We start from the raw sequence: 23,235 nt of genomic DNA, 5'->3' as shown, positions 1-23,235 counted from the left end.
TCCTTAAAACCGTATATTTGCATCAAGAGTGATGGCGAGGTTGTTTTCGCGTTTACCGTCGTAGGGGCGTTTGTCCCAGTTCAGCATCACCCCGGTGTCGACGACGTTGTTCCAGCGCAGGCGCTGCCCATAACCCAGCACCGTGATCGCCCCGGCGGCGTGATTTTTTTGCCAGTAGCTGCCGCCGCCGGCGAGCAGCTGCTGGCTCCAGACGGTGTCATAGCGCTGGTAAAGCGTGTGATCGACGGCCAGCGCCGCGGTGGCGGCGAGGTCCCGTGCCGGACTGTAGTAGGCGGTGTCGGTGCGGCTATTGGCGCTGGCCGACAGACCGGGCTGCAGATCCAGCGTTAACCACGGCGTCTGCCAGAGGCGCTCTTTACCGGAGAGGGTGTACTCCTGGCGGCGGTTGCGATCGGTAAACCGGCTGGCGGCCACGCTGACGCGGTATTCCCGGCGTTCGTTTTGATACCAGCGCAGCCAGCCTTCGCCGCGGTTGGCGCTGACGCCGTTGCGTAACGCGCGCAGCGGAGTCTGCTGCGAAATCCGCTCCAGTTCGCCGCCCAGCTGCCAGCGATCGCTGACGTCGTGGGCGGCGGAAAGGCGGACGCCGGGCTTGTTCTCGCCGTGAAAATTGACGCTGGAGAGTTCAAGCTCGCCCCAGTAGTCGCGCGGGCGCCATTCAACGCCGGCGAACAGCTGGCGACGGCTGCCTTTCCCCTCTTCAAAATTGCCTTCAGCGAAGCGGTGCCCGCCGAACAACCGCCAGCTGTCGGCTAGCGGCGGGCTGTAGATCGCCGTCTCAAAACTGAGGTCGTGGGTGCCGCTCACCGGGTTGTCGGAGTGCAGCCCTTTGCCAACGCTCAGGCGAAGGTCGGAAAGATGATGGACCTCGCGCGCTCTGGCCAGGCGCTGGGTATTCAGATCCCGTGGCGAGCGGGCGACGACGTCGTCAGTCAGCAGATCCATTTGCCGCCACTCCTGCAGATCGAGGGCGACCCAGGCCTGCTGGCGCTCCAGCTGCAGGCTGGCGGGTTCCAGAGATTCCGCTGCTTTTAGCTGGCTTTCGGCGGCTCGCGGTAGCCCTCTGTCCTGCAGAAGGGCGGCATAATCTATCTGCAGGCCCTGATTGCCGGGGGCCGTTGCCGCCAGGCGCTGCATCCGGGCTTCGGCCTGCGGCAGGGCGTGGGTGGCCGCTAAATAGTGCACGTTAAGCGACTGTGCGGTGAGCCAGTCGTCATTCGGCTGCGGCGTCGGCGAACCGTAGAGACGACGGATGTAGGGTGCATTCCGGGTGAGGCGGGCGACATACTGTTGCGCCGCCGGGTACTGACCGGTGTCCAGCAGGGCGTAGAAAAGCTCGTGTTCCTCATTCTGTTGGCTTGTCAGCCACGAGGGATGCTGGTGAATAAGCGTCAGCGCAGACTCAATTTGCTTAAGGGCGATATAAGAGGAGATGACCCAGCCGATGGCCCAGTCGGGAACGGTCTGCTGCTGCGCGATGAGATTTTGGTATTCACGGATGACCTGCGCGTAATCTGCATTGGCGTACAGCGCACCCAGACGATCAATGCGCGCCCGGATGATGTCGGGCGCAGCCTGTGGGTCGGGGTGCCAGGCGGCAATCATCGCGTCATACTGCGTGAGCGCCGTGCGGGCCAGCGCGTAACGCGCGTTTTCTTCGCGGGAAGGGGTATCGGCAAGGCGCACCAGTTCGGCGGCGGCGTTCAACTGCAGATTGCGCTTTTCCGCAGGCGTCAGTTCGACGCTATTCGCCAGGCCGAGAGCAGGGGAATCGATCCGGTTGCGGGTCAGGGTCGCCATCAGGCTGGCCAGCGCGGCTTTGTTTTGCGGTTCGCGATCGAGGATCTGCGTGTCAACCAACAGCTGGTCCCAGCTTTTGCCAAGCCGCAGGTAGACATAAGAGAGCGTCTGCAGGTGGGCAACGCTCGCCTGCTCCGCTACCAGGCGACGCGCTTCGCTGAGCGCCTCGCCGTCCTTGCGGGCATCGGCCAGCGTTTTGATATAGCCGATACGATAATCGTCACTGTCAGGGGCCTGGCTGAGAGCCTGCTGCCAGAGGGTGAGCGAGGCTTGCCACTGTTTCTGGTTACGCAGGGCCTGTGCCGCCGCGGCGGTACCGCGTGCGGGAAGCGGCATATAAACCTGATAGCGTCGCCAGACTTTCACCACTTCATCGTCCTGGCCGGCCCAGAGAGCTACCTGCAGCCAGTCCGCCACCTGAGAAGGGGTTAAGGCATGCCGCAGCTGGTACTGCTGAAGATAAGAGAGAAAGGGGGCGTACTGGCCTTGACGCGCTTGCAGGATCTGCTGGTCATAGAGCGAATCTGCTCCCTGAACCAGCGCCGGGAAGAGCAAAAGCAAGCCGATTGACAGCGAGAGTTTCGTGTTGCGATTAAACAATAACGTATTTGAATAAGGTGATCTTTCCATTTCTATTTGCCATATGTTCATCAAGAATCCATTGCACAACACGACCGTCCTTTGACGGTGAGTTAAAGGATGAGGATGGTCCCATTTAGCTGACTGGCACTGCAGGTGAATGACTTATTGCAAAGTAATAAACATATCTCCTGTTGATAATTGAATGGATAATTTATACCCGATACGGCAGCGGATAAATATGGATAAATGATGAGCTGCGTTTTAAGATAATTCTGTAAAATCGACTTAATTCGAGCGGCGTTGTTGAAGTTGATTTCTTTAACTTACTGAAATAAATAAAAAAGAAAGAGGGTTGGAATTTTGTTTCAAAATTGATGTGCTGCTTATATTGTGAAGGGGTTGGTGTTTTTCACTGGATATTTAAGATGATTTCTGACAAAAATTCTCAATGCCAAAAAAAGCATCTTTTCTGTGGATTTTTTTTATTTATAATTAATCCGTTTATTTTCCATCAGAACGCAAGGAGGGTTTTCACAGCCAGAGTCAGATGCCGCGCTAATGATAAATCACAGGTCTCGTTATTTTTACCGCCATGCGAAGCGTCCAAAGGGGGAAGGAAAACGTCTGGTTGACGAGAATTTGTTGATTAAATGTTAAAGGGACGATTTGTGGCAACTTCAATGATATTGGTTACTCAGGATTACTATCTTTTTCAAGGGGTTAAGAATTTCTTTCCTGATATCATTCAGTTAGATTCTAGCGGAAAAACGATTTTAGATAATGAGGTTGATGAGGTCTCTCTGCTGGTTGATAGCCGTTCGCCGCTTTGTCATTACGATTACCTGGTGATGGAGGCGGCACAATCCAGAAAGCGAATATGTTGTATCGTCCTCGATATGCGCCATCGGGAAGAGCATTTACTGAGTCTGAAATCGTTTTTAAACATGTCATTATCACCCGCCGATATGGCGACATTATTTGGGCTTTTTCTGGAGATGAAGAGCAAGCGGCTGACCAAAGAGTGGTTTGACGATCTGCGCTTAAGTTTGTCTGAACAGTTAATGCTACGTTTGCTTGGGGCGGGTATGACCATGGAGGAGGTGGCGGTGAATCTGAATACCTCGGTAAAAAGCCTTTACCGGAAGCGCACTGCGCTTTATGAGCGACTGGGGTTAGATAATTTTAATGAAGCCTGCTTATTTATCTTCAGAAATAAACTGCTGGAGCACTCCGTTAGGTCGCCATGAGGCTTGGTTGTACAGGGAGTGGATGACATCGCAAGGTATTTGATAACGGAAATATAATAAATTAAATAGCTATTGATAGGTACAACCGTCGATACCGTCCGGTATCCATGGCGGCGTTCGACATATAATTCCGGAGCTCTTTGGAAGTAATTACCGCGAATGCGGTTTGCTATGCACAGCGATTATTATAATGAATATATTCCTTGCGCTGCACAGGAATAGTTTTGTCATAAATTAACTCTACCATGGTATTCCGGCTCAGGTGTCGGAATACCATGGGATATCGTGAAAGCATCAGAGGAGCGAGGTGGATGAGAATAAGGGACAGTATTGCTGAACGGTTAGAGGCGAGTGGGCTCTACCGTCGGGCGGCATCCAGATGGATTGAGGTGATGCAGCGCTGCCTGAACGATGATGACAGAGAGTGGATCCGTCACCATCGTAATCAGTGTCTGAAAAAGGCGCAACGTCCGCCAGCGCCGAAAGAGGAGTTTGCCGACCTCCACCAGGCGGCCAAAGAGACACAATATCGCATGGGTATCGCGAAGCCCTATGGCGAAGCGTTCAGGCTGCCCGGCAAAGGGAAAACGGCCGCCGAGTAATCCCTTTCTTCATGGCGTTTGCCTGACGGCTTCGTCTTATCCGGCCTGCGTTTGCGCAGGCGTTTCCTCATCCCCCAGGCCCGTGCAAGCGCAGCGCCGCCGGGTGATATACATCAGAGGCCGTACCCGCGGTTGTGCCGGATGGCGGCATAAATGCCTTATCCGGCCAACGAGTCCTTTCGCAGGCTCAAACAGCGTAGGCACGCGCAAGCACAGCGCCACCGGGCGATACACATCAGACGCCGTACCCGCGGTTGTGCCGGATGGCGGCATAAATGCCTTATCCGGCCTACGGGTCCCCCCGCAGGCTCAAACAGCGTAGGCCCGCGCAAGCGCAGCGCCGCCGGGTAGGGGATCATAGAGTGGAGTTCGATGAAGAGTCCGGATGCAGAAAAGCAAAAACCCGCCTTTTGGGCGGGTTCTTTAAATAGTGGTGCCCGGACTCGGACTAACGCCGCAGGCGTTGAACAGCGCGCTTGTCGCGCTGGCCCCGAAGGGGTGAGCCGCTGTACGGCGAATAATCGAACGGAGTTCGATGGAGAGTCCGATCGTAGAAAAGCAAAAACCCAGCCATAGGCTGGGTTCTCTAAATAGTGGTGCCCGGACTCGGAATCGAACCAAGGACACGGGGATTTTCAATCCCCTGCTCTACCGACTGAGCTATCCGGGCAACGGGGCGCATTAAACCGTAATCCGCCCACCCCGTCAACCAAATTTCTTAAATTACTTATCGATTGCTTATCTTTGCGGCAATTCTGCGTTCAAAGGCGCGTTTTGGCTTAACTTCACTGCATGCCGTTATCACCCTCGCGGGTTTTCCAGCCGCTGGTAATGGCGATTACGTGGCGCAACCCGGAGATAATATAATCGCCAATGACCTCTTCATCCTCGCGCGGGGAGCTCAGCGTAATTTCCGCATCCACGCCGTGGCGATAGGCGCCATGGTGGCTAAAAATAGTGCCGATATAGCACTTCCCGTTCAGCCAGACCGGAATATAGGCCACTGTCTCATAGATATAGTTGATGGCGACGCCGCTGTAGTAGTTATCCGCCTCGTCGGCGGAGGTGCCCGGTGGGATGGGGCAGATCGGCGCATCGTTGTCGCTGACGGGTTTGTCTTTCAGCAGGCTGCCCTGCATGACCTCCAGCGAACGCAGCAGATCCGCTTTATCGCTGTCGCTGAGGGGTGGGGTTAACGGCTGGTCTTTCTCCGGGGAGCGGATGCTGTTCAGCGTATAGCGATAGCGAACCGTCACCGCGGGCGTCTGGCTCGCAGTGCTGAACGGGCGCAGCAGGTAGAGATTATCTTCGCCAAACTGGCCGTTGTACCACAGGGCATACACCTGACCGTTGATTTTGACCCAGTGGTTCCATTGGTTAGCCCCGCGGCCATTGATAGAAAAGAGGGCGCCGGGCACCCCGGCATCGAAATCATCGCCGTTATCACTGTCGCTGCCGTCGACGGCGGCAAAGTCATTATCGCCGCGCCGGAGCACCCCGGTGTAGCTGAAGAGCCCGGTGCCGCCCACGTAGCTGTCGATGATCAGATCGCGTTTGCCGTCACCGTCGAGATCGATCAGGGTAAAGCTGACTTTACCGTTTTCTGAATCTGCGCTGATCGAGGAGCGCAGAAACGCCTGCCACTCGTCATCGCTGATATCCGGGGAAGGTTTGCTGGTCGAAACCAGGGTGTCATCGGCGTAGGTGAGCGTGAAGTCGGTAATATGGCCGGTTAACGGAAACTGCTCGGCGACCTTATTCAGCGACAATTCTGGATCGCTTTTTTGCGCTTTTAACACTGCGTTATACAGCGTGCGCAGGGCGAGGTTATCCGCCTCTTTCTGCTGCCTGGGGATCACCTGGCTGACAAAGGTCGGCAGCATCCAGGTGCCGCCGGGGGTGATTTCCCGACACATACCGGTGCTGTACTTCAGGCTGGGGGTAAAGGTTTTACCGTCCCAGACGCGGGTTTCGCCGGTTAGGCAGTCGGCAATGCCCCGTTCTTTGTGCAAAAAGACGATAGTGCCGTTGGCGTAGCTCGAGGCCTCGGTGGTCAGCAACCGTGGCTTGTTCAGCTGGGCGTTATCGGCCAGCCACAGCGCATAGCCGTCGTTATAGGGCGCTCGCCAGCAGAGCGCCTGCACCAGAGAATGGGTTTTATCCAGCGCGGTCAGCGTGATCTGGCGCTCTGCCGCCGGGATGGCCGGGTTCTGCCAGTCGTCACAGCGCTGGTTCAGCAGCGGCGTCAGGGAGGGCAGCAGCTTCTGGCGCTGAAGTATGCTCAGCGCCACCGGCTGCGCGTTATGGATCACCGGGGCGGCGATAATCTCCGGGGCGGCAGTGGCTGGCAAAATGGCATCGTCGCCGGCATCGCCTTTATCCAGCAGCGCGTCGGCGGTGCCGGTGCGTCGCTGAAACGCATCCATTTTACCCAGTACCTCGCGGCTGCCGGCGCTGGAAAGCGGCAGGTGCTGGCCGTTAAGGGTGAATTCGATTTTGCGCTGATTCGCCAGGGCCTGTAGCAGGGCGGCAGTCTGATCGCTGTCCAGACGGAAGTGGCTGTCATCCACGGCATCCAGCGAGCCGAGGTCCCGGTCGTCGATCAGCAGGCTGGCGGTGGAGTCGGCGGGGATATCGTGTTCGATCTGCGCGAAGGTGGCCGTGGCGGCGAGGCGCTGTTCACTGCCGGCGTTGCGGGTCAACAGCACGCTGACCTCGCCCATGCGGACGCCGTAACCCGCCGCCCGGCAGGTGCCAGTGTTATCGCAGGCGAGCTCCCAGTCTTTTTGCGTAAAGGAAAAACCTTGCAGGGGAGCCGCCAGCAGAGGTGTGGAGCACAGCCCCAGCCAGGCAGCCCAGAAGAACGCGCGCATATCAATCCCTGTCAGCAATCAGTGAGGGGGAAATTATAGGCGCGACGTGGCGGTTAGGATATCAGAATCAGGTTAAGGCGCCGCCCATACGACACTGGGCGAAGCGCAGAATATCTTCTGCCAGCCGCCGGGCCGTATCCACATCCGTCTGGCTACGCTTGATCAGCAGACGGCTCAGGCAGCCCTCGACGATCAGCTCCATCTGTTTAGCGACCATTTCCGGGTCATCCACCTCCAGCTGAGTCAGCAGCTCATGAGTATAGGCCAGCGAAGCCTGCTTCTGCTGTTCCGCCAGCTGGTGAATGGGGTGCTGGGGATCGGGATAGAAGGTGCAGGCGGCGATAAACAGACAGCCGGGGTAGCGGTGGTTGCTAACGCAGGTGGTGAGCGCGGCATAGCGTGCCAGCAGCTTTTGCTCTGCGCTTAAGGTGTCGTCCAGCAGCAACTGTCGGCGCCAGGCATCCACCTGCTGGCTCAGATAGCGAAGCGCGTCGTACAGCAGCGCTTCGCGATCGGGCCAGAAGCGTTTCAGGTCGCTCGTCGGACAGGACACGCGCTCAGCGACCATCTCCAGCGACGTGTTGGCGATACCTTCAATTTCAAGAATTTTAATGGCTTCTGCCAGGACGTCTTCACGTAGCACGGTGTTCTCCTCCATCTTTCCTCCTAAAGTGTCGCTCACGCTTGCCAATCGCGCAAATGGGCGCTGAATGCCGCGGCATCCATAAAGCCGGTGACTCGCCGCTCAGGCTGTTCCTGACCCTCAGCGTTGAAGAACAAGATCGTCGGCAGACCGAGCACCTGCAGGTGTTTCAGCAGCGCGACGTCTTGCGGGCTGTTCTTCGTCACATCAATCTGTAATAACACGGTGCCTTTCAGCGCCTGCTGCACGTCAGGTGAACTAAAGGTGTATTTTTCAAACTCTTTGCACGCCACGCACCAGTCGGCGTAAAGATCGAGCATCACCGGTTGGCCTTTTGCCTGCGCCAGCGCCTGGTTAAGCTCGGCCACCGAGTTGACGCGGGTGAACGTCAGATGCGCCTGCTGCTCGACTGCCGGAGCGCCAAATGCCCAGTCCTGTAGGGGCCGCGCGCTGACCAGCGCGGCAGCAAGCAGGATGATTTGTACCAGCCGCATCCACGGCCGGGTAGCGCCCAGCGAGGTGATAAACGCCCAGCTGAAGAAGGCGACGCCAAGCATTGACCACAGACGTAATCCCCACGGGTCGCCGACAATGCGCTCCAGCAGGAAAACGGGCAGAGCCAGGATCACGAACCCGAAGGCGGTCTTCACATGGCTCATCCACGGGCCGCTCTTCGGCAGCAGACGGTTGCCAAATACGGTGACGAGGATCAATGGCAGGCCCATGCCCAGCGCGTAGAGGTACAGCGTGCCGCCGCCCAGCCAGAGATTACCGCTCTGGGCGATATACAACAGGATGGCGCTCAGCGGCGCGGTGGTGCATGGGGAGCAGATCAGTCCGGCAATGGCGCCCATCGCGAAAACGCCACCGGGCGAGCCGCCCTGGCGCTTATTGCTGAGCAGCGCCAGCCGCGTCTGCAGCGAGGAGGGCAACTGGAGCGTGAACAGGCCGAACATGGAGAGCGCCAGCAGAATAAATACCACCGACAGTCCCGCCAGGACATACGGGTGCTGCAGGGCCGCCTGGAACTGCAGACCGGCGGCGGCCACTACCAGCCCCAGCGCGGTGTAGGTTAAGGCCATCCCCTGGACGTAAATAAAGGCCAGCAGCAGGGCGCGCGCGGTGGAAAGCCGCTGCTTTCCGCCCAGCACAATGCCGGAAATCAGCGGGTACATCGGCAGTACGCAGGGGGTGAAGGCGATACCAATACCTATCAGCAGCGCCCACAGCGCCGTAAAGGGCAGGCGGGCAGGCGTGTCTGCAGGCGGCACTGCGGCAGGCGCAGGTGATGTGGCGAGCTCCGGGGCCGGTCGCGGCTCAACCGGCAGCGGCGGGTTGAACGCCGGACGGCTGCTCGTCGACGGCATGGGCTCGATGGCGGTTGCCTGGCCGTCGGCAGAAGTCGCCAGCACGGCGCTCAGCGGGATCACTTTGGTTTCCGGTGGATAACAGAATCCGGCATCGGCGCAGCCCTGCCAGGTGACGGTGAGGGTGGCGTCTTTCTCCGCCTGCTTCACCGTGACCGGCACGGTCAGGCGCTGGCGGAAAATCTCGCTTTTGCCGTAAAACTCATCTTGATGCCACTCTCCTGCCGGGAGCGCCGGTTCGTCGATCGTCGCCCCGGCGGCGCGAAAGGTAAACTGTTGACGATAAAGATAGTAACCATCCTTGATTTGCCAGCTCAGGTTGACATCGTGCTGTTGCTGCTGAAAGTCAAAGGCGAAGGCCTGGTCAGCAGGCACGAAGTTCGAGCGCCCCGGCGCGTCGAATAACCCGGCGGTGGCTGACGTGCTGCACAGCAGCAGGATCAGCGTAATGATGCGGTAAGCCATGAGAGGTAATCGTTGTCTCCATGAATGACGGGCAGAACCAGCAGTTCAGGGGTTTGATACGGGTGGTGAGACTTCAGGCAATCCAGCAGCGCCTGCTGATGGGCAAGGTCGGTTTTGAGCAGCATCTGAACTTCATACTCCTGCTCGAGTTTCCCTTCCCAGTAATAGAGCGAGGTGGCGCCCGGCAGCAGCGTGGCACAGGCGGCAAGCTTGTCCGCCAGGGCTTTTGCCGCCAGATCCTGGGCGGTCGCTTCATCCGGCGCGGTACAGAGCACAACAACAGCATCAGGCGTAGTCATCATGAACCTCGTATCAGCGAAAAGAGGCACTATAGCACGCAAGATGCGGGGATATTAGCGTCACGATCGGGGTAGGGGAGGGAAACGGGCAGCGGGCCCGCGCGGGGCCCGCTGCCAGCGGTATTTACAGCATAATCCCGCCAAAGATAAAGCCCAGGATCACGCACAGCGTGATAGCGATAACGCCAGGGATCAGGAAGGCGTGGTTAAAGACGTATTTGCCGATGCGCGTCGAGCCGGTGTCATCCATCTCCACCGCCGCCAGCAGGGTCGGATAGGTTGGCAGGACGAACAGCGCCGAGACGGCGGCAAACGAGGCGATCGCCGTCAGCGGGCTGACGCCGAGCAGCAGCGCAGCGGGCATCAGCGCCTTGGTGGTGGCTGCCTGTGAGTAGAGCAGCGTGGCGGCAAAGAACAGCACCACCGCCAGCAGCCATGGGTAATTGTGCAGCAGGTCGCCGGCCACGGCCTGGATATCGCTGATGTGCGCTTTAACGAAGGTATCGCCCAGCCAGGCGACGCCGAGGACGCAGACGCAGGCGCTCATCCCGGACTTAAAGGTGCTGGCGTTGAGCACTTCGCCAGTGTCGATTTTGCAGGTGATGCTAATCAGGGTGGCGATGGTCAGCATAAACACCACGATCGCTTCGTTACGCGGCAGCACCGGGTTCTTAATCAGGCCGACGGTATCGCTGATGGCCGTGGCGTAGAACATCACCGCCACGATGCCGATCAAAAACAGGAGGACAGAGCGTTTGGCGTGCGGCTTCAGCTCAAACACCTGGCTGCCGCGCAGTCTAACTTCCCCCTTGGCCAGCCGCTCCTGGTAAATGGGATCGTCTTTCAGTTCGCAGCCGAGGAAGTTGCAAACAATCGCGGTGAGCATTACCGCCAGCAGGGTGACCGGAATACAGATGGCCAGCAGCGTCAGGTAGCTAACGCCCAGCGGCTCAAGGATCCCGGCAAAGAACACCACCGCCGCGGAGATAGGCGAGGCGGTGATCGCTATCTGAGAGGCCACGACCGCAATCGACAGCGGACGAGATGGGCGAATGCCTTGCTCTTTGGCCACTTCGGTGATCACCGGCAGCGTGGAGAAGGCGGTATGGCCGGTGCCGGCGAGTACGGTCATAAACCAGGTCACCAGCGGGGCAAGGAAGGTAATGTACTTCGGGTGGCGGCGCAGCATCCGTTCGGCGAGGCTGACCAGGTAATCCATCCCGCCGGCGACCTGCATGGCGGCGATAGCGGCGATGACCGCCATGATGATTTCAATAACGTCGAAGGGGATCGCACCCGGTTTGATTTGAAAAATAAGCGTCAGGACAAGGACGCCAAGGCCACCGGCAAAGCCGATACCAATGCCGCCGAGCCTGGCGCCGAGATAAATCGCCAGCAGGACAATAACCAGTTCTGCACCAAACATATATGCCTTCCTTGTTTTTTAACAAGTTGATATTGGATTGTTGTATTTTAGTAAAACTAAAAAGCAAAAAAGGCATGTCATCGCTGACATGCCTTTCAATGACTAACCGGAAAGATTACTGTTCGCTTTCATCGGTATAACGCTTCGCTTTATAAGCAGGATGCATCAGGTTTTGCGCGGAGAAAATATCATCCAGCTCCGCCGCCGTCAGCAGCCCACGCTCCAGCACCACTTCCCGCACGCTCTTGCCGGTTTCGGCGCAGATCTTGCCGACGATATCGCCATTGTGGTGGCCGATAAACGGGTTGAGGTAGGTGACGATGCCGATGGAGTTGTAGACGTAGCCTTCACATACCGCTTTATTGGCGGTGATGCCGTTAACGCATTTCTCCAGCAGGTTGTAGCAGGCGTTGGTCAGGATATGTATGGATTCGAACATCGCCTGGCCGATCACCGGCTCCATCACGTTCAGCTGCAGCTGCCCAGCTTCGGAGGCCATGGTCACCGTGGTGTCGTTGCCGATGACTTTAAAGCAGACCTGGTTGACCACCTCCGGCACTACCGGGTTAACCTTCGCCGGCATAATAGAGGAACCCGCCTGCAGCTCCGGCAGGTTGATTTCGTTGAGGCCTGCGCGTGGACCGGAAGAGAGCAGGCGCAGGTCGTTACAGATCTTGGACAGTTTCACCGCCAGGCGTTTCAGCGAACTGTGAACCATAACGTACGCCCCGCAGTCCGAGGTGGCTTCAATCAGATCTTCCGCCGGAACGACCGGTAAGTTGCTCACTTCCGCCAGCTTCTGCACCGCCAGCTGTTGATAGCCGTCCGGGGTGTTGAGGCGTGTACCGATGGCGGTGGCGCCGAGGTTCACCTCCAGCAGCAGCTCCGCAGTGCGCAGAATACTTTTGGTCTCTTCATTAAGCAGCACATTGAAGGCATGGAACTCCTGGCCGAGGGTCATCGGCACCGCGTCCTGCAGCTGGGTGCGGCCCATTTTGAGAATGTCCTGGAACTCCACGGCTTTCGCCTGGAAGCCTTCGCCCAGCTGTTTAATCGCATCGATTAACTTCAGGATGGAGGCATACACCGCGATGCGGAATCCGGTCGGGTAGGCATCGTTGGTGGACTGGCATTTGTTGACGTGATCGTTTGGGTTCAGGTACTGGTATTCGCCTTTCTGATGGCCCATCAGCTCGAGGCCGATGTTCGCCAGGACTTCGTTGGTGTTCATGTTTACGGAGGTGCCGGCCCCGCCCTGGAAGACATCGACCGGGAACTGGTCCATGCATTTGCCGTTATTGAGGACTTCGTCACAGGCGGCGATAATCGCATTTGCCGCGCTTTTGGGAATGGTCTGCAGCTCCTTGTTCGCCAGCGCGGCGGCTTTCTTCACCATCACCATGCCGCGCACGAATTCTGGTATGTCGCTGATTTTGCTGTTGCTAATGTAGAAGTTTTCAATCGCTCGCAGAGTATGAACGCCGTAGTAAGCGTCCGCGGGAACTTCCCTGGTGCCCAACAGATCTTCTTCGATACGAATGTTGTTTAACATGTGAACCTTCTTTTCAAGCTGCCAATGAATTCACCAAATACACAGAATATCCAGGATTCAGTATATTTTCTGGCCGACGATTATTTCCTTAACCGGCCTGGTGCCCAAGATCATATGCTGATGATAGCGAATATCAGTAAGCTTGATCACTTATTACATCGCGGGTGTGAGAAGATTTATTAATCTGTGAAATGGGTCACCGCTTTCCTATTGCTGGAAAAAATAAGCATTTCCGCTGATTGAAAAGCCGCGCAGCATCCCCATCTTAGAGGGATGCGATCAGCAAATTGATGATTACGGGGGCTGAGCTCAGCGCCCGTTGATGAAGGAGACGCCGGTGCGTTGGATTCCGTTTATTGCCTTTTTTCTTTACGTTTACATTGAGATATCGATCTTTATCCAGGTCGCGCACGTGCTGGGCGTCTTTATGACCCTAATCCTGGTGATCTTTAGCTCGGTGGTAGGGATGTCGCTGGTGCGTAACCAGGGCTTCAAAAATTTCCTGCTGATGCAGCAGAAGATGGCCGCAGGCGAGAGCCCGGCGGCGGAGATGATCAAGAGCGTTTCACTGATTATTGCCGGTCTGCTGCTGTTGCTCCCGGGGTTCTTTACCGACTTCCTTGGCCTGCTGCTATTGCTGCCGCCAGTGCAGAAGCACCTGACGATGAAGCTGATGCCGCATCTGCGCTTCAGCCGGATGCCGGGCGGCGGCTTTAGCGCCGGAACTGGCGGCGGTGAGACCTTCGAAGGGGAATTCCAGCGTAAGGATGAGCAGCGCGAACGTCTGGACCATAAGGACGATCCCCGCGATTAATACACGCCCGGCCCGGTCAGCAAATGCGACCGGCCGGTTTCTTTCCTGGCTTACACGCCAGCTTGCGCCTGGGTAAAAACAGCCACAGCCCCGCCAGCATCACCAGCGCGTACAGACTCTTCCAGCCGACCATCGCCAGCAGCAGCAGACAGAGAATACTGCCCACCACCGCCAATAGCCGATAGCGCCCGCGCAGCAAACGACAGCCGGCCAGCATGCACAGCAGATAGATCATGATGAAAATGCCGTTGGCATAGACGATCAGCGCGTCCAGGTTGATATCGAGCAAATAGATACACAGGGTGCTGACCACGCAGGAGCCCAGCACGGCGTTGAGGGCATTGCGCGGGATCTGCCGTGGCGACAGCCGTGCGAGGTAGCTTTCGGGCTTATGCTGCGCCTGCGACCAGACCAGGCGGGCGAAGCTTTGAATATAGATGTTGAGGCTGGCGAAACAGGCGAGATAGCCGATGACGCAGGCCACCCACAGCGCTTCGACGCCGAACAGACGGACCACGATGTTCGGTAGTGACGCCGCCGCCGCCATCTCCTCGCCAAAGGCGTGGAAGTGCAGCACCAGCACGGTACAGGCCCAGTAGACCGAACCGGCAAGCAGCAGGCCTATCATCAGCGCCCTGGGGAAGTCACGCTCGGGATGTTTAAACTCCGAGGCCAGGTGAGCAAAAGCTTCCAGACCGACAAAGCACCAGAACATGACCGACAGCGCGGAGAAGAGCTGACCATGGTCGATCTCCGTCAGGGCGGGGAAGGGGATCTGCGCCGGGCTTATCCCGCCACGCCACCAGACGGCGACGATCAGCGCCACAATCAGCACGGCAACCAGCGTCTGCAGGTTGGCGCTGGAGCTGGCGCCACGCGAACCGATCCACCAGACGATGGCCAGGGTGCCCAGCTCCGCCAACAGTAGCTGCGCATCATGCCAGCCGAACAGCGCCTGGCCGAAGCCGGTGGCGATGTGCAGCGCGGCGGGGAGTCCGACCGGGATAACGGATAAAAACAGCCAGCCGGTGACGCTGGCCAGACGTGGGCCAAATGCCATATCGACAAAGTGGGCCACGCCGCCCGCGCTGGGAAAATGGCGGCCCAGCAGGGCAAAGACGATGGCAATCGGGAAAACAAGGAGAATGAGCAGCGGCCATGCCCACAGACTGTTATCGCCAGCGACCAGCGCCGCCAGCGCCGGGACGGCGAAGACGCCGGTACCCAGCAATGAGGTGGAAAGTAATCCGACTCCCTGTCCCAGTCCCAACTCCTGTTTTAAACCACTCATGATTCCATCCTGCGCCAGTGAAAAAAAAGAGAGTATCACAATCGCTTTTCCTTATGACGCATTGGCCGATAGCGCTGCTTTTTGCGCGCTAGCGCAAAGGTAAAAATTTTTTTTGATTTTGCCCTTGAAGCGGGAAATGGCCACCCCCATCTCTCTCTGCACTAGCCGGTAAACCGCGTTCGGCCCGGCGTCACCCATAACTGATAATGACTTTCTCGAAGGAGAGCTATCAATGAGTATTCGTCCGTTACATGATCGTGTGATCGTCAAACGTAAAGAAGTTGAAACCAAATCTGCAGGCGGCATCGTTCTGACCGGTTCTGCGGCAGCTAAATCAACTCGTGGCGAAATCATCGCTGTCGGTAAAGGCCGCATTCTGGAAAACGGAACTGTGCAGCCGCTGGACGTTAAAGTTGGTGACATCGTGATTTTCAACGATGGCTACGGCGTGAAGTCTGAGAAGATCGACAACGAAGAAGTGCTGATCATGTCCGAAAGCGACATCCTGGCAATTGTTGAAGCGTAATTCGCACGACCCTGAACGAATTTGAGGAATAAAAGAAATGGCAGCAAAAGACGTAAAATTCGGTAACGACGCTCGTGTAAAAATGCTGCGCGGCGTAAACGTACTGGCAGATGCAGTTAAAGTGACCCTGGGCCCGAAAGGCCGCAACGTGGTTCTGGACAAATCCTTCGGCGCGCCGACCATCACTAAAGATGGCGTTTCCGTTGCTCGTGAAATCGAACTGGAAGACAAGTTCGAAAACATGGGTGCGCAGATGGTGAAAGAAGTTGCCTCTAAAGCGAACGACGCGGCAGGCGACGGTACCACCACCGCAACCGTACTGGCTCAGGCTATCGTGAACGAAGGCCTGAAAGCTGTTGCAGCAGGCATGAACCCGATGGATCTGAAACGTGGTATCGACAAAGCTGTCATTGCCGCCGTTGAAGAACTGAAAGCGCTGTCCGTACCGTGCTCTGACTCTAAAGCTATCGCTCAGGTTGGTACCATCTCCGCTAACTCCGACGAAACCGTCGGTAAACTGATCGCGGAAGCGATGGATAAAGTCGGTAAAGAAGGCGTGATCACCGTTGAAGACGGTACCGGTCTGGAAGACGAACTGGACGTAGTTGAAGGTATGCAGTTCGACCGCGGCTACCTGTCTCCGTACTTCATCAACAAGCCGGACACCGGTGCCGTTGAGCTGGAAAGCCCGTTCATCCTGCTGGCTGACAAAAAAATCTCCAACATCCGCGAAATGCTGCCGGTTCTGGAAGCCGTAGCGAAAGCGGGCAAACCGCTGGTTATCATCGCTGAAGACGTTGAAGGCGAAGCGCTGGCGACCCTGGTGGTTAACACCATGCGCGGCATCGTTAAAGTGGCTGCGGTGAAAGCACCGGGCTTCGGCGACCGTCGTAAAGCCATGCTGCAGGATATCGCTACCCTGACTGGCGGTACCGTTATCTCTGAAGAGATCGGTATGGAGCTGGAAAAAGCGACTCTGGAAGATCTGGGCCAGGCGAAACGCGTGGTTATCAACAAAGACACCACCACCATCATCGATGGCGTTGGCGAAGAGTCTGCAATCCAGGGCCGTGTAGCTCAGATCCGTAAGCAGATCGAAGAAGCGACCTCCGATTACGACCGTGAAAAACTGCAGGAACGTGTCGCTAAACTGGCTGGCGGCGTGGCAGTAATCAAAGTCGGTGCGGCTACCGAAGTTGAAATGAAAGAGAAAAAAGCACGCGTCGACGACGCCCTGCACGCAACCCGTGCTGCGGTTGAAGAAGGCGTGGTGGCTGGCGGCGGCGTAGCGCTGGTTCGCGTTGCGGCGAAACTCGCTGGCCTGACCGGTCAGAACGAAGATCAGAACGTCGGTATCAAAGTTGCGCTGCGCGCAATGGAAGCACCGCTGCGTCAGATCGTGTCCAACGCCGGTGAAGAGCCGTCTGTTGTTGCTAACAACGTGAAAGCTGGCGACGGTAACTACGGTTACAACGCAGCAACTGAAGAATACGGCAACATGATCGACTTCGGTATCCTGGACCCAACCAAAGTGACCCGTTCTGCTCTGCAGTACGCGGCATCCGTGGCTGGTCTGATGATCACCACCGAGTGCATGGTGACCGACCTGCCGAAAGGCGACGCGCCTGACTTAGGTGCTGCTGGCGGTATGGGCGGCATGGGCGGTATGGGCGGCATGATGTAATCGTGCGCTCTACGGCATAAAAAAGCAGAAACCCCTGGCCAGCAATGGCTGGGGGTTTTTCTTTTGGCGCGCTTTTTAGTATAAGGCTTATACATAAAAATCATTTAAGCTGCATCAGAGCGGCAAGCACCTCCGTTTCGGGCGTGAACTGACAAGCGCGACCGGGGAGGAAATGAACGCGGCTCATGCCGACGCAGTTTGAAGGATGACAGATTTACATCCGGGCCAGTGCGTCCAGCTCATCGATCATGGGGAATAACATGCAGGTAAAATATTTAGCAGGGATTGTCGGCGCAGCCTTACTGTTGGCAGGTTGCAGTTCCAGCAATGAATTAACCTCTGCCGGCCAGAATGTGCGCTTCGTGCAGGAGAAGCCGGGCGCAGAGTGTCAGCTGTTAGGGACCGCGACGGGTAAACAGAGCAACTGGCTCTCCGGCCAGAATGGCGATGAGGGTGGTTCTATGCGCGGTGCGGCGAACGCTCTGCGTAACCAAGCGGCAGCGATGGGCGGCAACGTGATTTACGGCGTCAGCAGCCCGACGCAGAATCTGTTGTCGAGCTTTGTACCTACCGACAGCGAAATGAACGGCCAGGTTTATAAGTGCCCGAACTGATGCGTGACGCCTCTCTCTGCGAGCGCGGAGAGAGGCGTGGTGTTATTTAATCCCTAAAGAGACTTTAGTTTCCTGATAGTAGTTTTTCAGGAATTTTAAGCCTTGTTCGGCCGATAACGTCTGTCCATCTTCGGCAGGGAGGTCATGCATAAACGTCCGTTTTATCTGATGCTTATCGTTATATCCGCGAAATTTAGGTATAAGGTGCATTATACGTAATGCAACATTTTGAATTTGCTGATCGTTAGCGTTGAGGTAGGTCTTGACGATACATCCGCATAGTAGTTTCTCACCATCATCGGTGTGGTAGCTAAACAGAATGGCGACATGATTGGGAAATAACGCCTTTCGCCATTCATCATGAGAATAGTGTTGATAATTCATGGTCGCGCTTTCATCAAGTTCGCAGTCGTAGAGCATAATAAAATCAAGAGTTCCGCTGAAATGAAGAATCGCTTCTTTATCACCGGAGTTTTGTAGTGCCTGAATCATTGCGCGTAATATGATCTCTGCCTGACCATTACTGAAGCGTAAGGTAACAATTTGCTCGCTTTGTAAAGCAGCGATGATGGTAAAGGTTTCACTATCTTTCTTTAAAGCGATTGACATGATGCGCTTTGCAGGATCGGGACATTCGACGTCTTCCTGTTGCATAACTGGTGACTGACTAATAAGAGCCTGGCTTTCCGCGATGAGAACAGTTTTATATTTTTCACCGTCTTTTTGCAGTCGCTCCATTACCGCCATTAGTCTATTCTGCGTAATTAATAAAAAATCACGAATGACCGTATGCTGCATTGTATAACATTCATCAATGCCATCACTATTGCGGACTTTGAGAACAATCGCTAATAAATGTCCTTCATGCATGATAGTTCCGGTATTGATGCCTTTAATGAGGTTATTCATTTTTCTCCTTCCTTGAGATTAACAATTATTTATGAATGTTTTTGCTAGAGAGATCGATGATTCTATCTGCTGAAGCAATTGTTGATGGCCGGTGTGCCACGATAATACGAGTAATACTTAACGATGATATGGACTGATTAATATAAGATTCATTAGCCAAATCCAGGTGACTGGTAGCTTCATCCATAAATAAAATATTTGGCTTACGATAAAGTGCACGAGCGATAAGCAGACGCTGTTTCTGTCCACCAGAGATCCCCAGGCCTAATTCCCCAACCAGGGTTTCGTATCCCATTGGCATCTTCATGATTTCATCATGAATGTTGCTGAGTTTGGCACAATGCATCACAAACTCCATGTCAGGGTTATCTTCAAAACTACAGATATTATCCGCAATTGAGCCAGAAAACAGGCGATCTTCCTGCAATACACAAGCTGTACTCATGCGATAGTTATTTAAACCAATTTTTGAGATATCTAAACCTTCAACAACGACTTCCCCATGAGTGGGGGTCAGAAGACCACACATCACTTTCAAGAGCGTCGTTTTGCCAATACCTGAGGGACCGACCAGCGCAATTGATTCGCCAGGTAGGACATTAATATTAAGATCGCTGAAAATTGGCTTGGTAAACGGATCATATTGATAGCTCAAGTTTTGAACGTTGAGGGCGACACCTCTATTCTCTTCAAATATACGCCTGGCCGGGAGTTCTTTTTCAGGCTCGGTGAAAACGATCTCAGAGAGACGTTCATTATGTAAAGAGAGCATGCGTAGCTGCATACTTAAGTCCACCAGGCTTGACGCTCGTTGCGAGAACTGGCCACGGAAGGCATTAAATGCCATAAACATCCCAAGCGTCATTTCGTTATCAATAACCATGACTGCCCCTAACCACAGGATAACGACCTGATCTATTGATGTAATTAAGGTGTTTATACCACCGAATAGCATATCGAAGCGTGTTTGTTTAATACCAGCATTACAGGCTTCAATATTGATGTTAAGCCAATGTTCCGAACGCCGCCCTTTAAGATCGAGAGCCTTGATTGTAGAGATGCCATACAATGATTCCATAAAATGTGAGCTGGAACGCGCGCCTTTTACAACCTGCTCTTCCGCCACTCGGCGATAGAACTGGTAAGTCGCCAGACGCATGATGGCGTAACACAGAGTAAACCCGATCACTACCCAGACCAACCATCCGCCATACAGCGTCAGCATGATGATTAAGCCAACAGTCATGATCAGGTCTATCAATCCGGAGATGATGCTGTTAGTAAACGTTGAGCGAATTGTATCTAATGAAGAAAAACGTGATTGAATATCACCCAGATGCCGCTTTTCAAAGAAAGAGAGTGGCAGGCTCATTAAATGATCAAATAGCGTAGTTTTCCATTGAATACTGGTTAAGGTGTTTAATGTTAATGAGGTCCATGCACGTAACATGCTGATGAACGTCCGAAATAACGTAAACATTACTAAACCGATGCAGATGACAGCTAAAAGGCTTTCATCGTGAGCAATAATTACATGGTCGGTTACCAGTTGGGTGCCAATGGGTAATAGCAGGTTGATTGCTTCAACAACAACCGAATAAGCAAAAATTTTAAGCAAAGCATTTTTTAGACCACTGATGTTTTTCATCAGGTCAATGAGGCGTAAGCGACTTTTTGCTTTTTCCTGCTGAAAGTTGTTATCAGGCCATAATTCAAGTGCAACGCCGGTAAAGTGATTTGACATTTCTTTTATGCCTATAACACGTTTACCCATTGCCGGATCGTGAATAATGAAACTATTTTTCTTGCGTTTTACTAGTACTACGTAATGATTTAAATCCCAATGTAAAATACAGGGTAGTTTCAATTGTTGGATTTCATCAAGATCAAGAGAAAGCGCGCGACTTTTGAGTTGCGCTTGTTCGGCCGTTTTGCTAAGTGATAATAGTGTTGCACCTTGCGTTGCGCTACCGAAACGATGACGAAAATTAAATAAATCAATTTCGAGACCATGGTAGCCACATATCATTGCCAGACATGCAATGCCACATTCTGAGCCTTCGGATTGCAATATAATAGGGGCTTTTCGACGTAACGAAAAATTTACGCGAGAAGTAATTTTGTCAAATAATTCGTTAATCATTGATCGGCCCATTTACACTGTGAGAGATTTTATAGAAAGGAGTAAACATCCACATATAAAGTGGTCGCTCTTCCAGGAAGACAGTTGCTTCTGCTTTTAGTCCGTTTGAAAGTGTTAAAACTTTATCGTTATAGCGAAATGAACTGTCTTCTATAGATACTAAGGCCTTATATAAAGTGATATCTTGTTGGTTAGCCGCATTACCAACGTTGTTATACTCTTGTAACTCTTGTCGAGAGGCAGGAACCGTTGAGATAGTCGCTACCTTACCAGGAAATTGTCCAAATTTATCTGAAGGAAAGGCTTCATAACGAATATTTATGGTGTCCCCAACCTTAATATAGGGAATACTATTGTTAGGTAGCCAAAGCATTAGATAATATTCAACATTCCCGATGGGCTTAATCTGTGCAAGGCTACTGCCACGATCAACCATTTGACCGCTAGTCACTGCTAATGATTCTATTTTTCCGTCGGCAGTTGCTTTAATGATAGCATTGTCGTTTGCGCTAGACTCGACACGCTGATTTTTATAGTCATTGATTTGGTTCTTTTGGCTTGAGATCTGGTTATCAAAATCAGCAGATTTAGTCACCATATCGCTCTTAAGCTGTGTTAACTGCGTCTCCAGTTGCATTTTTTGGCTGGTAAGCGATTGGTAGGAACTCTGCTGTTGAAAATAAAGGTTATGCTGATAATTATACTGATCTTTAGTAATTAGCCCCTTTTTAAGATAGTCATCGTAGCTGGAAAGATTGGTACGCATCTTTTTCAGGCCAGCTTGAGTATTTGCCAACATACGCACGGTTTCATGTAGAGAAGATTCTACGCTGGTGAGCTGGTCATTTAGCGCATCAACAGTTTCTTTTTTGTTTTCGGTAATCTTCTGAATAATTTCTTTTGCATTACTGATTTTTTCATCGATCACCTCTGTCATAGCCAGACTAACGTTACCACTGGTGGTATGTCTGGAGACATCAAGTTCGTAGAGCGGAGTTCCTTTTTTTACAACATCACCGATGTTAACAAATTGCTTAACGACAAAACCCTGTTGCGGAGCAAAAACGTTGATGGAGTGCGGTAACGTGACGACTTCACCATACACATTAATGCGCTGGGTATAGTTAAAAAAAATCAGCATGAATATTAGGACGATTAAAAAGGTACACGCCAGCAGGGTAATTAGCCAGGCAGGCATCCCTGCCAACAGAAGTGCTTTGCCCTTCCAGTGATATTTTTTATATTCGATCGCTTCCTTGCGATAAATATTTTGTGCCATATGTGTCTACTTTTTTAATGGGAGAGAAAAGGCCCGAGGGCGGGCCTTATGAAGGGGGTCATTTATGTTTCCCAGAGTACAGACGTGGCGTTAAAAACCGCATATAACATGTCTTCAGTAATCTGGGAAGCGATATTGAGCCCCCTAAAGACGTCAGTGGTTAAGTCACCAACCAGACCAGCGGCCCAGCTGACGATATAGTATTTTGATTAAATTACCAAAATACTAAAGTACCGTTGAACCCTGCGTACAATACATCTTCGAAAATTTGGCAGACAGTATCGTAACCACCAAAAAGGCCTGCAGTTAGGCCACCGACCAGGCCAGCAATACCGCCGACGATGGCACCACCCAAGGCACCAATCAGACCGAAGCCTAACATACCGCCGGTATTTCCGCCGATGGCGGCGCCTGTTGCCATGCCGCCGAGTGTTCCGCCTACCCCACCGATAATCAGACCTGCACCTGCCTGAAAGAGATTGTTGGCGAGAGAGGTGATCGCACTCTGGGCAGAGCTAAAGTCCCAGATATATCCGGTGCCCCATCCTGGTGTATCAGCAGCACCAGAGACGCAATCCATTTCGACCATTGATAATTCTTTCATTGCGAATTCCTTTGCAATAAGAAAGTTATAAAAATCCTAAATTAGGATCTGCTTGGTTCGGTTTGCTTACCAGAGAACAAACGTACCATTGAAGGCCGCATACAGTACGTCTTCGGCAATTTGAAAAACGGTATCGAAACCGCCGAATAAGCCCGCAGTCAGACCACCGACCAGGCCAGCAATACCACCGACGATGGCACCACCCAAGGCACCAATCAGACCGAATCCGAGATTGCCGCCAGTATTGCCGCCGATGGCGGCGCCTGTTGCCATGCCGCCGAGTGTTCCGCCTACCCCACCGATAATCAGACCTGCACCTGCCTGAAAGAGATTGTTGGCTAGAGAGGTGATCGCACTCTGGGCAGAGCTAAAGTCCCAGATATATCCGGTGCCCCATCCTGGGGTATCAGCAGCACCAGAGACGTAATCCATTTCCATAATAGATAATTCTTTCATTATGATATCCTTCACATAATATTTTTCGATTCGTATGG

At 53.8% G+C, this 23,235-nt stretch carries 19 protein-coding genes, 1 tRNA gene and 1 pseudogene; 6 read left to right on the top strand and 15 right to left on the bottom strand.

Features of this window, described 5'->3' with window-relative positions; translation table 11 throughout:
• Positions 1 to 3 precede the first annotated feature (3 nt).
• On the bottom strand, positions 4 to 2,451 hold the full coding sequence (gene pgaA / locus FHW76_RS21210) for a poly-beta-1,6 N-acetyl-D-glucosamine export porin PgaA (RefSeq protein WP_181946690.1): 2,448 nt from the start codon (positions 2,449 to 2,451) through the stop codon (positions 4 to 6).
• Between the two features lie 632 nt (positions 2,452 to 3,083).
• On the opposite strand from pgaA, the gene FHW76_RS21205 reads away from it, so the two are divergent.
• Positions 3,084 to 3,650, top strand: a complete 567-nt coding sequence (locus FHW76_RS21205) for a LuxR C-terminal-related transcriptional regulator (RefSeq protein WP_012969132.1) — start codon at positions 3,084 to 3,086, stop codon at positions 3,648 to 3,650.
• Here the strand turns inward: FHW76_RS21205 and FHW76_RS26490 are convergent.
• Positions 3,648 to 3,776, bottom strand: a pseudogene (locus FHW76_RS26490) (hypothetical protein); the annotation flags it as partial. The gene FHW76_RS21205 and the pseudogene FHW76_RS26490 overlap by 3 nt on opposite strands.
• Before the next feature lie 119 nt (positions 3,777 to 3,895).
• On the opposite strand from FHW76_RS26490, the gene FHW76_RS21200 reads away from it, so the two are divergent.
• Entirely contained in the window at positions 3,896 to 4,252 is a 357-nt protein-coding gene (locus FHW76_RS21200) for a PerC family transcriptional regulator (protein ID WP_306047856.1), read from the top strand.
• 594 nt (positions 4,253 to 4,846) lie between these two features.
• On the opposite strand, the gene FHW76_RS21195 is transcribed toward FHW76_RS21200, so the two are convergent.
• From FHW76_RS21195 to aspA, 7 genes are all read right to left on the bottom strand, one after another.
• Positions 4,847 to 4,922, bottom strand: a tRNA-Phe gene (locus tag FHW76_RS21195).
• A gap of 115 nt (positions 4,923 to 5,037) precedes the next feature.
• The gene (locus FHW76_RS21190; RefSeq protein WP_064144595.1) at positions 5,038 to 7,125 is read right to left on the bottom strand and encodes a DUF1176 domain-containing protein; all 2,088 of its coding nucleotides are present in this window, start codon (positions 7,123 to 7,125) and stop codon (positions 5,038 to 5,040) included.
• A 67-nt stretch (positions 7,126 to 7,192) separates the two neighbouring features.
• Positions 7,193 to 7,768, bottom strand: a complete 576-nt coding sequence (locus tag FHW76_RS21185) for a transcriptional regulator (RefSeq protein WP_032691323.1) — start codon at positions 7,766 to 7,768, stop codon at positions 7,193 to 7,195.
• A 35-nt stretch (positions 7,769 to 7,803) separates the two neighbouring features.
• The gene (locus FHW76_RS21180; RefSeq protein ID WP_008807223.1) at positions 7,804 to 9,600 is read right to left on the bottom strand and encodes a protein-disulfide reductase DsbD; all 1,797 of its coding nucleotides are present in this window, start codon (positions 9,598 to 9,600) and stop codon (positions 7,804 to 7,806) included.
• A complete protein-coding gene (gene cutA, locus FHW76_RS21175) occupies positions 9,576 to 9,899 on the bottom strand; it encodes a divalent cation tolerance protein CutA (protein WP_008807222.1) in 324 nt (107 codons plus the stop codon). Before cutA ends, FHW76_RS21180 begins: the two co-directional genes overlap by 25 nt.
• 124 nt (positions 9,900 to 10,023) lie before the next feature.
• The gene (locus tag FHW76_RS21170; protein WP_008807221.1) at positions 10,024 to 11,325 is read right to left on the bottom strand and encodes an anaerobic C4-dicarboxylate transporter; all 1,302 of its coding nucleotides are present in this window, start codon (positions 11,323 to 11,325) and stop codon (positions 10,024 to 10,026) included.
• Between the two features lie 115 nt (positions 11,326 to 11,440).
• Positions 11,441 to 12,877: an aspartate ammonia-lyase gene (aspA, locus tag FHW76_RS21165; RefSeq protein WP_002885424.1), complete on the bottom strand. Its 1,437-nt coding sequence runs from the start codon at positions 12,875 to 12,877 to the stop codon at positions 11,441 to 11,443.
• A gap of 337 nt (positions 12,878 to 13,214) precedes the next feature.
• On the opposite strand from aspA, the gene FHW76_RS21160 reads away from it, so the two are divergent.
• Positions 13,215 to 13,691, top strand: coding sequence for an FxsA family protein (locus FHW76_RS21160; RefSeq protein WP_072123590.1), 477 nt, complete (start codon positions 13,215 to 13,217; stop codon positions 13,689 to 13,691).
• A 16-nt stretch (positions 13,692 to 13,707) separates the two neighbouring features.
• On the opposite strand, the gene yjeH is transcribed toward FHW76_RS21160, so the two are convergent.
• Positions 13,708 to 14,982 (bottom strand): L-methionine/branched-chain amino acid transporter, encoded by a 1,275-nt coding sequence (yjeH, locus tag FHW76_RS21155; protein ID WP_119867179.1) that lies wholly within the window; start codon positions 14,980 to 14,982, stop codon positions 13,708 to 13,710.
• Between the two features lie 232 nt (positions 14,983 to 15,214).
• Here yjeH and FHW76_RS21150 point away from each other — a divergent pair, with 232 nt between their 5' ends.
• The 3 genes from FHW76_RS21150 to FHW76_RS21140 all read left to right on the top strand — a co-directional run bounded on the left by FHW76_RS21150 (position 15,215) and on the right by FHW76_RS21140 (position 17,806).
• Positions 15,215 to 15,508 carry a co-chaperone GroES gene (locus tag FHW76_RS21150; RefSeq protein ID WP_003855929.1) on the top strand — a complete coding sequence of 98 codons (294 nt, stop codon included), beginning with the start codon at positions 15,215 to 15,217 and terminating at the stop codon, positions 15,506 to 15,508.
• 37 nt (positions 15,509 to 15,545) lie between these two features.
• Entirely contained in the window at positions 15,546 to 17,192 is a 1,647-nt protein-coding gene (gene groL, locus FHW76_RS21145; protein WP_008807218.1) for a chaperonin GroEL, read from the top strand.
• A gap of 260 nt (positions 17,193 to 17,452) precedes the next feature.
• The gene (locus tag FHW76_RS21140; protein WP_004152419.1) at positions 17,453 to 17,806 is read left to right on the top strand and encodes a DUF4156 domain-containing protein; all 354 of its coding nucleotides are present in this window, start codon (positions 17,453 to 17,455) and stop codon (positions 17,804 to 17,806) included.
• A gap of 42 nt (positions 17,807 to 17,848) precedes the next feature.
• Here the strand turns inward: FHW76_RS21140 and yjeJ are convergent, their stop codons facing one another.
• The 5 genes from yjeJ to FHW76_RS21115 all read right to left on the bottom strand — a co-directional run bounded on the left by yjeJ (position 17,849) and on the right by FHW76_RS21115 (position 23,197).
• Positions 17,849 to 18,715, bottom strand: coding sequence for a YjeJ family protein (yjeJ, locus tag FHW76_RS21135; RefSeq protein ID WP_040971181.1), 867 nt, complete (start codon positions 18,713 to 18,715; stop codon positions 17,849 to 17,851).
• 25 nt (positions 18,716 to 18,740) lie between these two features.
• On the bottom strand, positions 18,741 to 20,858 hold the full coding sequence (locus FHW76_RS21130; RefSeq protein ID WP_032731750.1) for a peptidase domain-containing ABC transporter: 2,118 nt from the start codon (positions 20,856 to 20,858) through the stop codon (positions 18,741 to 18,743).
• Positions 20,851 to 22,137: an HlyD family secretion protein gene (locus tag FHW76_RS21125; protein WP_032731752.1), complete on the bottom strand. Its 1,287-nt coding sequence runs from the start codon at positions 22,135 to 22,137 to the stop codon at positions 20,851 to 20,853. Before FHW76_RS21125 ends, FHW76_RS21130 begins: the two co-directional genes overlap by 8 nt.
• Before the next feature lie 214 nt (positions 22,138 to 22,351).
• Positions 22,352 to 22,741: a hypothetical protein gene (locus FHW76_RS21120; RefSeq protein WP_032731754.1), complete on the bottom strand. Its 390-nt coding sequence runs from the start codon at positions 22,739 to 22,741 to the stop codon at positions 22,352 to 22,354.
• 66 nt (positions 22,742 to 22,807) lie between these two features.
• Complete coding sequence (locus FHW76_RS21115; protein ID WP_032731756.1) at positions 22,808 to 23,197, bottom strand: hypothetical protein; 390 nt, start codon at positions 23,195 to 23,197, stop codon at positions 22,808 to 22,810.
• Between the last annotated feature and the right edge of the window lie 38 nt (positions 23,198 to 23,235).

This window comes from Klebsiella sp. RC2 (assembly GCF_014192815.1).
Lineage (GTDB): Bacteria > Pseudomonadota > Gammaproteobacteria > Enterobacterales > Enterobacteriaceae > Klebsiella > Klebsiella variicola.
The sequence above is the reverse complement of the archived record's forward strand: the minus strand, read 5'-3'. Positions and strand labels throughout refer to the sequence as shown.

Excerpts from the sequence above, each read along its gene's own strand:
- FHW76_RS21140 (WP_004152419.1), top strand. The coding sequence starts at position 17,453 with ATGCAGGTAAAATATTTAGCAGGGATTGTCGGCGCAGCCTTACTGTTG.
- FHW76_RS21125 (WP_032731752.1), bottom strand. The coding sequence starts at position 22,137 with ATGGCACAAAATATTTATCGCAAGGAAGCGATCGAATATAAAAAATAT.
- FHW76_RS21170 (WP_008807221.1), bottom strand. The coding sequence starts at position 11,325 with ATGTTTGGTGCAGAACTGGTTATTGTCCTGCTGGCGATTTATCTCGGC.
- pgaA (WP_181946690.1), bottom strand. The coding sequence starts at position 2,451 with ATGGAAAGATCACCTTATTCAAATACGTTATTGTTTAATCGCAACACG.
- cutA (WP_008807222.1), bottom strand. The coding sequence starts at position 9,899 with ATGACTACGCCTGATGCTGTTGTTGTGCTCTGTACCGCGCCGGATGAA.
- FHW76_RS21200 (WP_306047856.1), top strand. The coding sequence starts at position 3,896 with ATGGTATTCCGGCTCAGGTGTCGGAATACCATGGGATATCGTGAAAGC.
- FHW76_RS21120 (WP_032731754.1), bottom strand. The coding sequence starts at position 22,741 with ATGAAAGAATTATCAATGGTCGAAATGGATTGCGTCTCTGGTGCTGCT.
- FHW76_RS21180 (WP_008807223.1), bottom strand. The coding sequence starts at position 9,600 with ATGGCTTACCGCATCATTACGCTGATCCTGCTGCTGTGCAGCACGTCA.
- FHW76_RS21130 (WP_032731750.1), bottom strand. The coding sequence starts at position 20,858 with ATGATTAACGAATTATTTGACAAAATTACTTCTCGCGTAAATTTTTCG.
- FHW76_RS21190 (WP_064144595.1), bottom strand. The coding sequence starts at position 7,125 with ATGCGCGCGTTCTTCTGGGCTGCCTGGCTGGGGCTGTGCTCCACACCT.
- FHW76_RS21150 (WP_003855929.1), top strand. The coding sequence starts at position 15,215 with ATGAGTATTCGTCCGTTACATGATCGTGTGATCGTCAAACGTAAAGAA.
- FHW76_RS21205 (WP_012969132.1), top strand. The coding sequence starts at position 3,084 with ATGATATTGGTTACTCAGGATTACTATCTTTTTCAAGGGGTTAAGAAT.
- groL (WP_008807218.1), top strand. The coding sequence starts at position 15,546 with ATGGCAGCAAAAGACGTAAAATTCGGTAACGACGCTCGTGTAAAAATG.
- aspA (WP_002885424.1), bottom strand. The coding sequence starts at position 12,877 with ATGTTAAACAACATTCGTATCGAAGAAGATCTGTTGGGCACCAGGGAA.
- yjeH (WP_119867179.1), bottom strand. The coding sequence starts at position 14,982 with ATGAGTGGTTTAAAACAGGAGTTGGGACTGGGACAGGGAGTCGGATTA.
- yjeJ (WP_040971181.1), bottom strand. The coding sequence starts at position 18,715 with ATGAATAACCTCATTAAAGGCATCAATACCGGAACTATCATGCATGAA.
- FHW76_RS21115 (WP_032731756.1), bottom strand. The coding sequence starts at position 23,197 with ATGAAAGAATTATCTATTATGGAAATGGATTACGTCTCTGGTGCTGCT.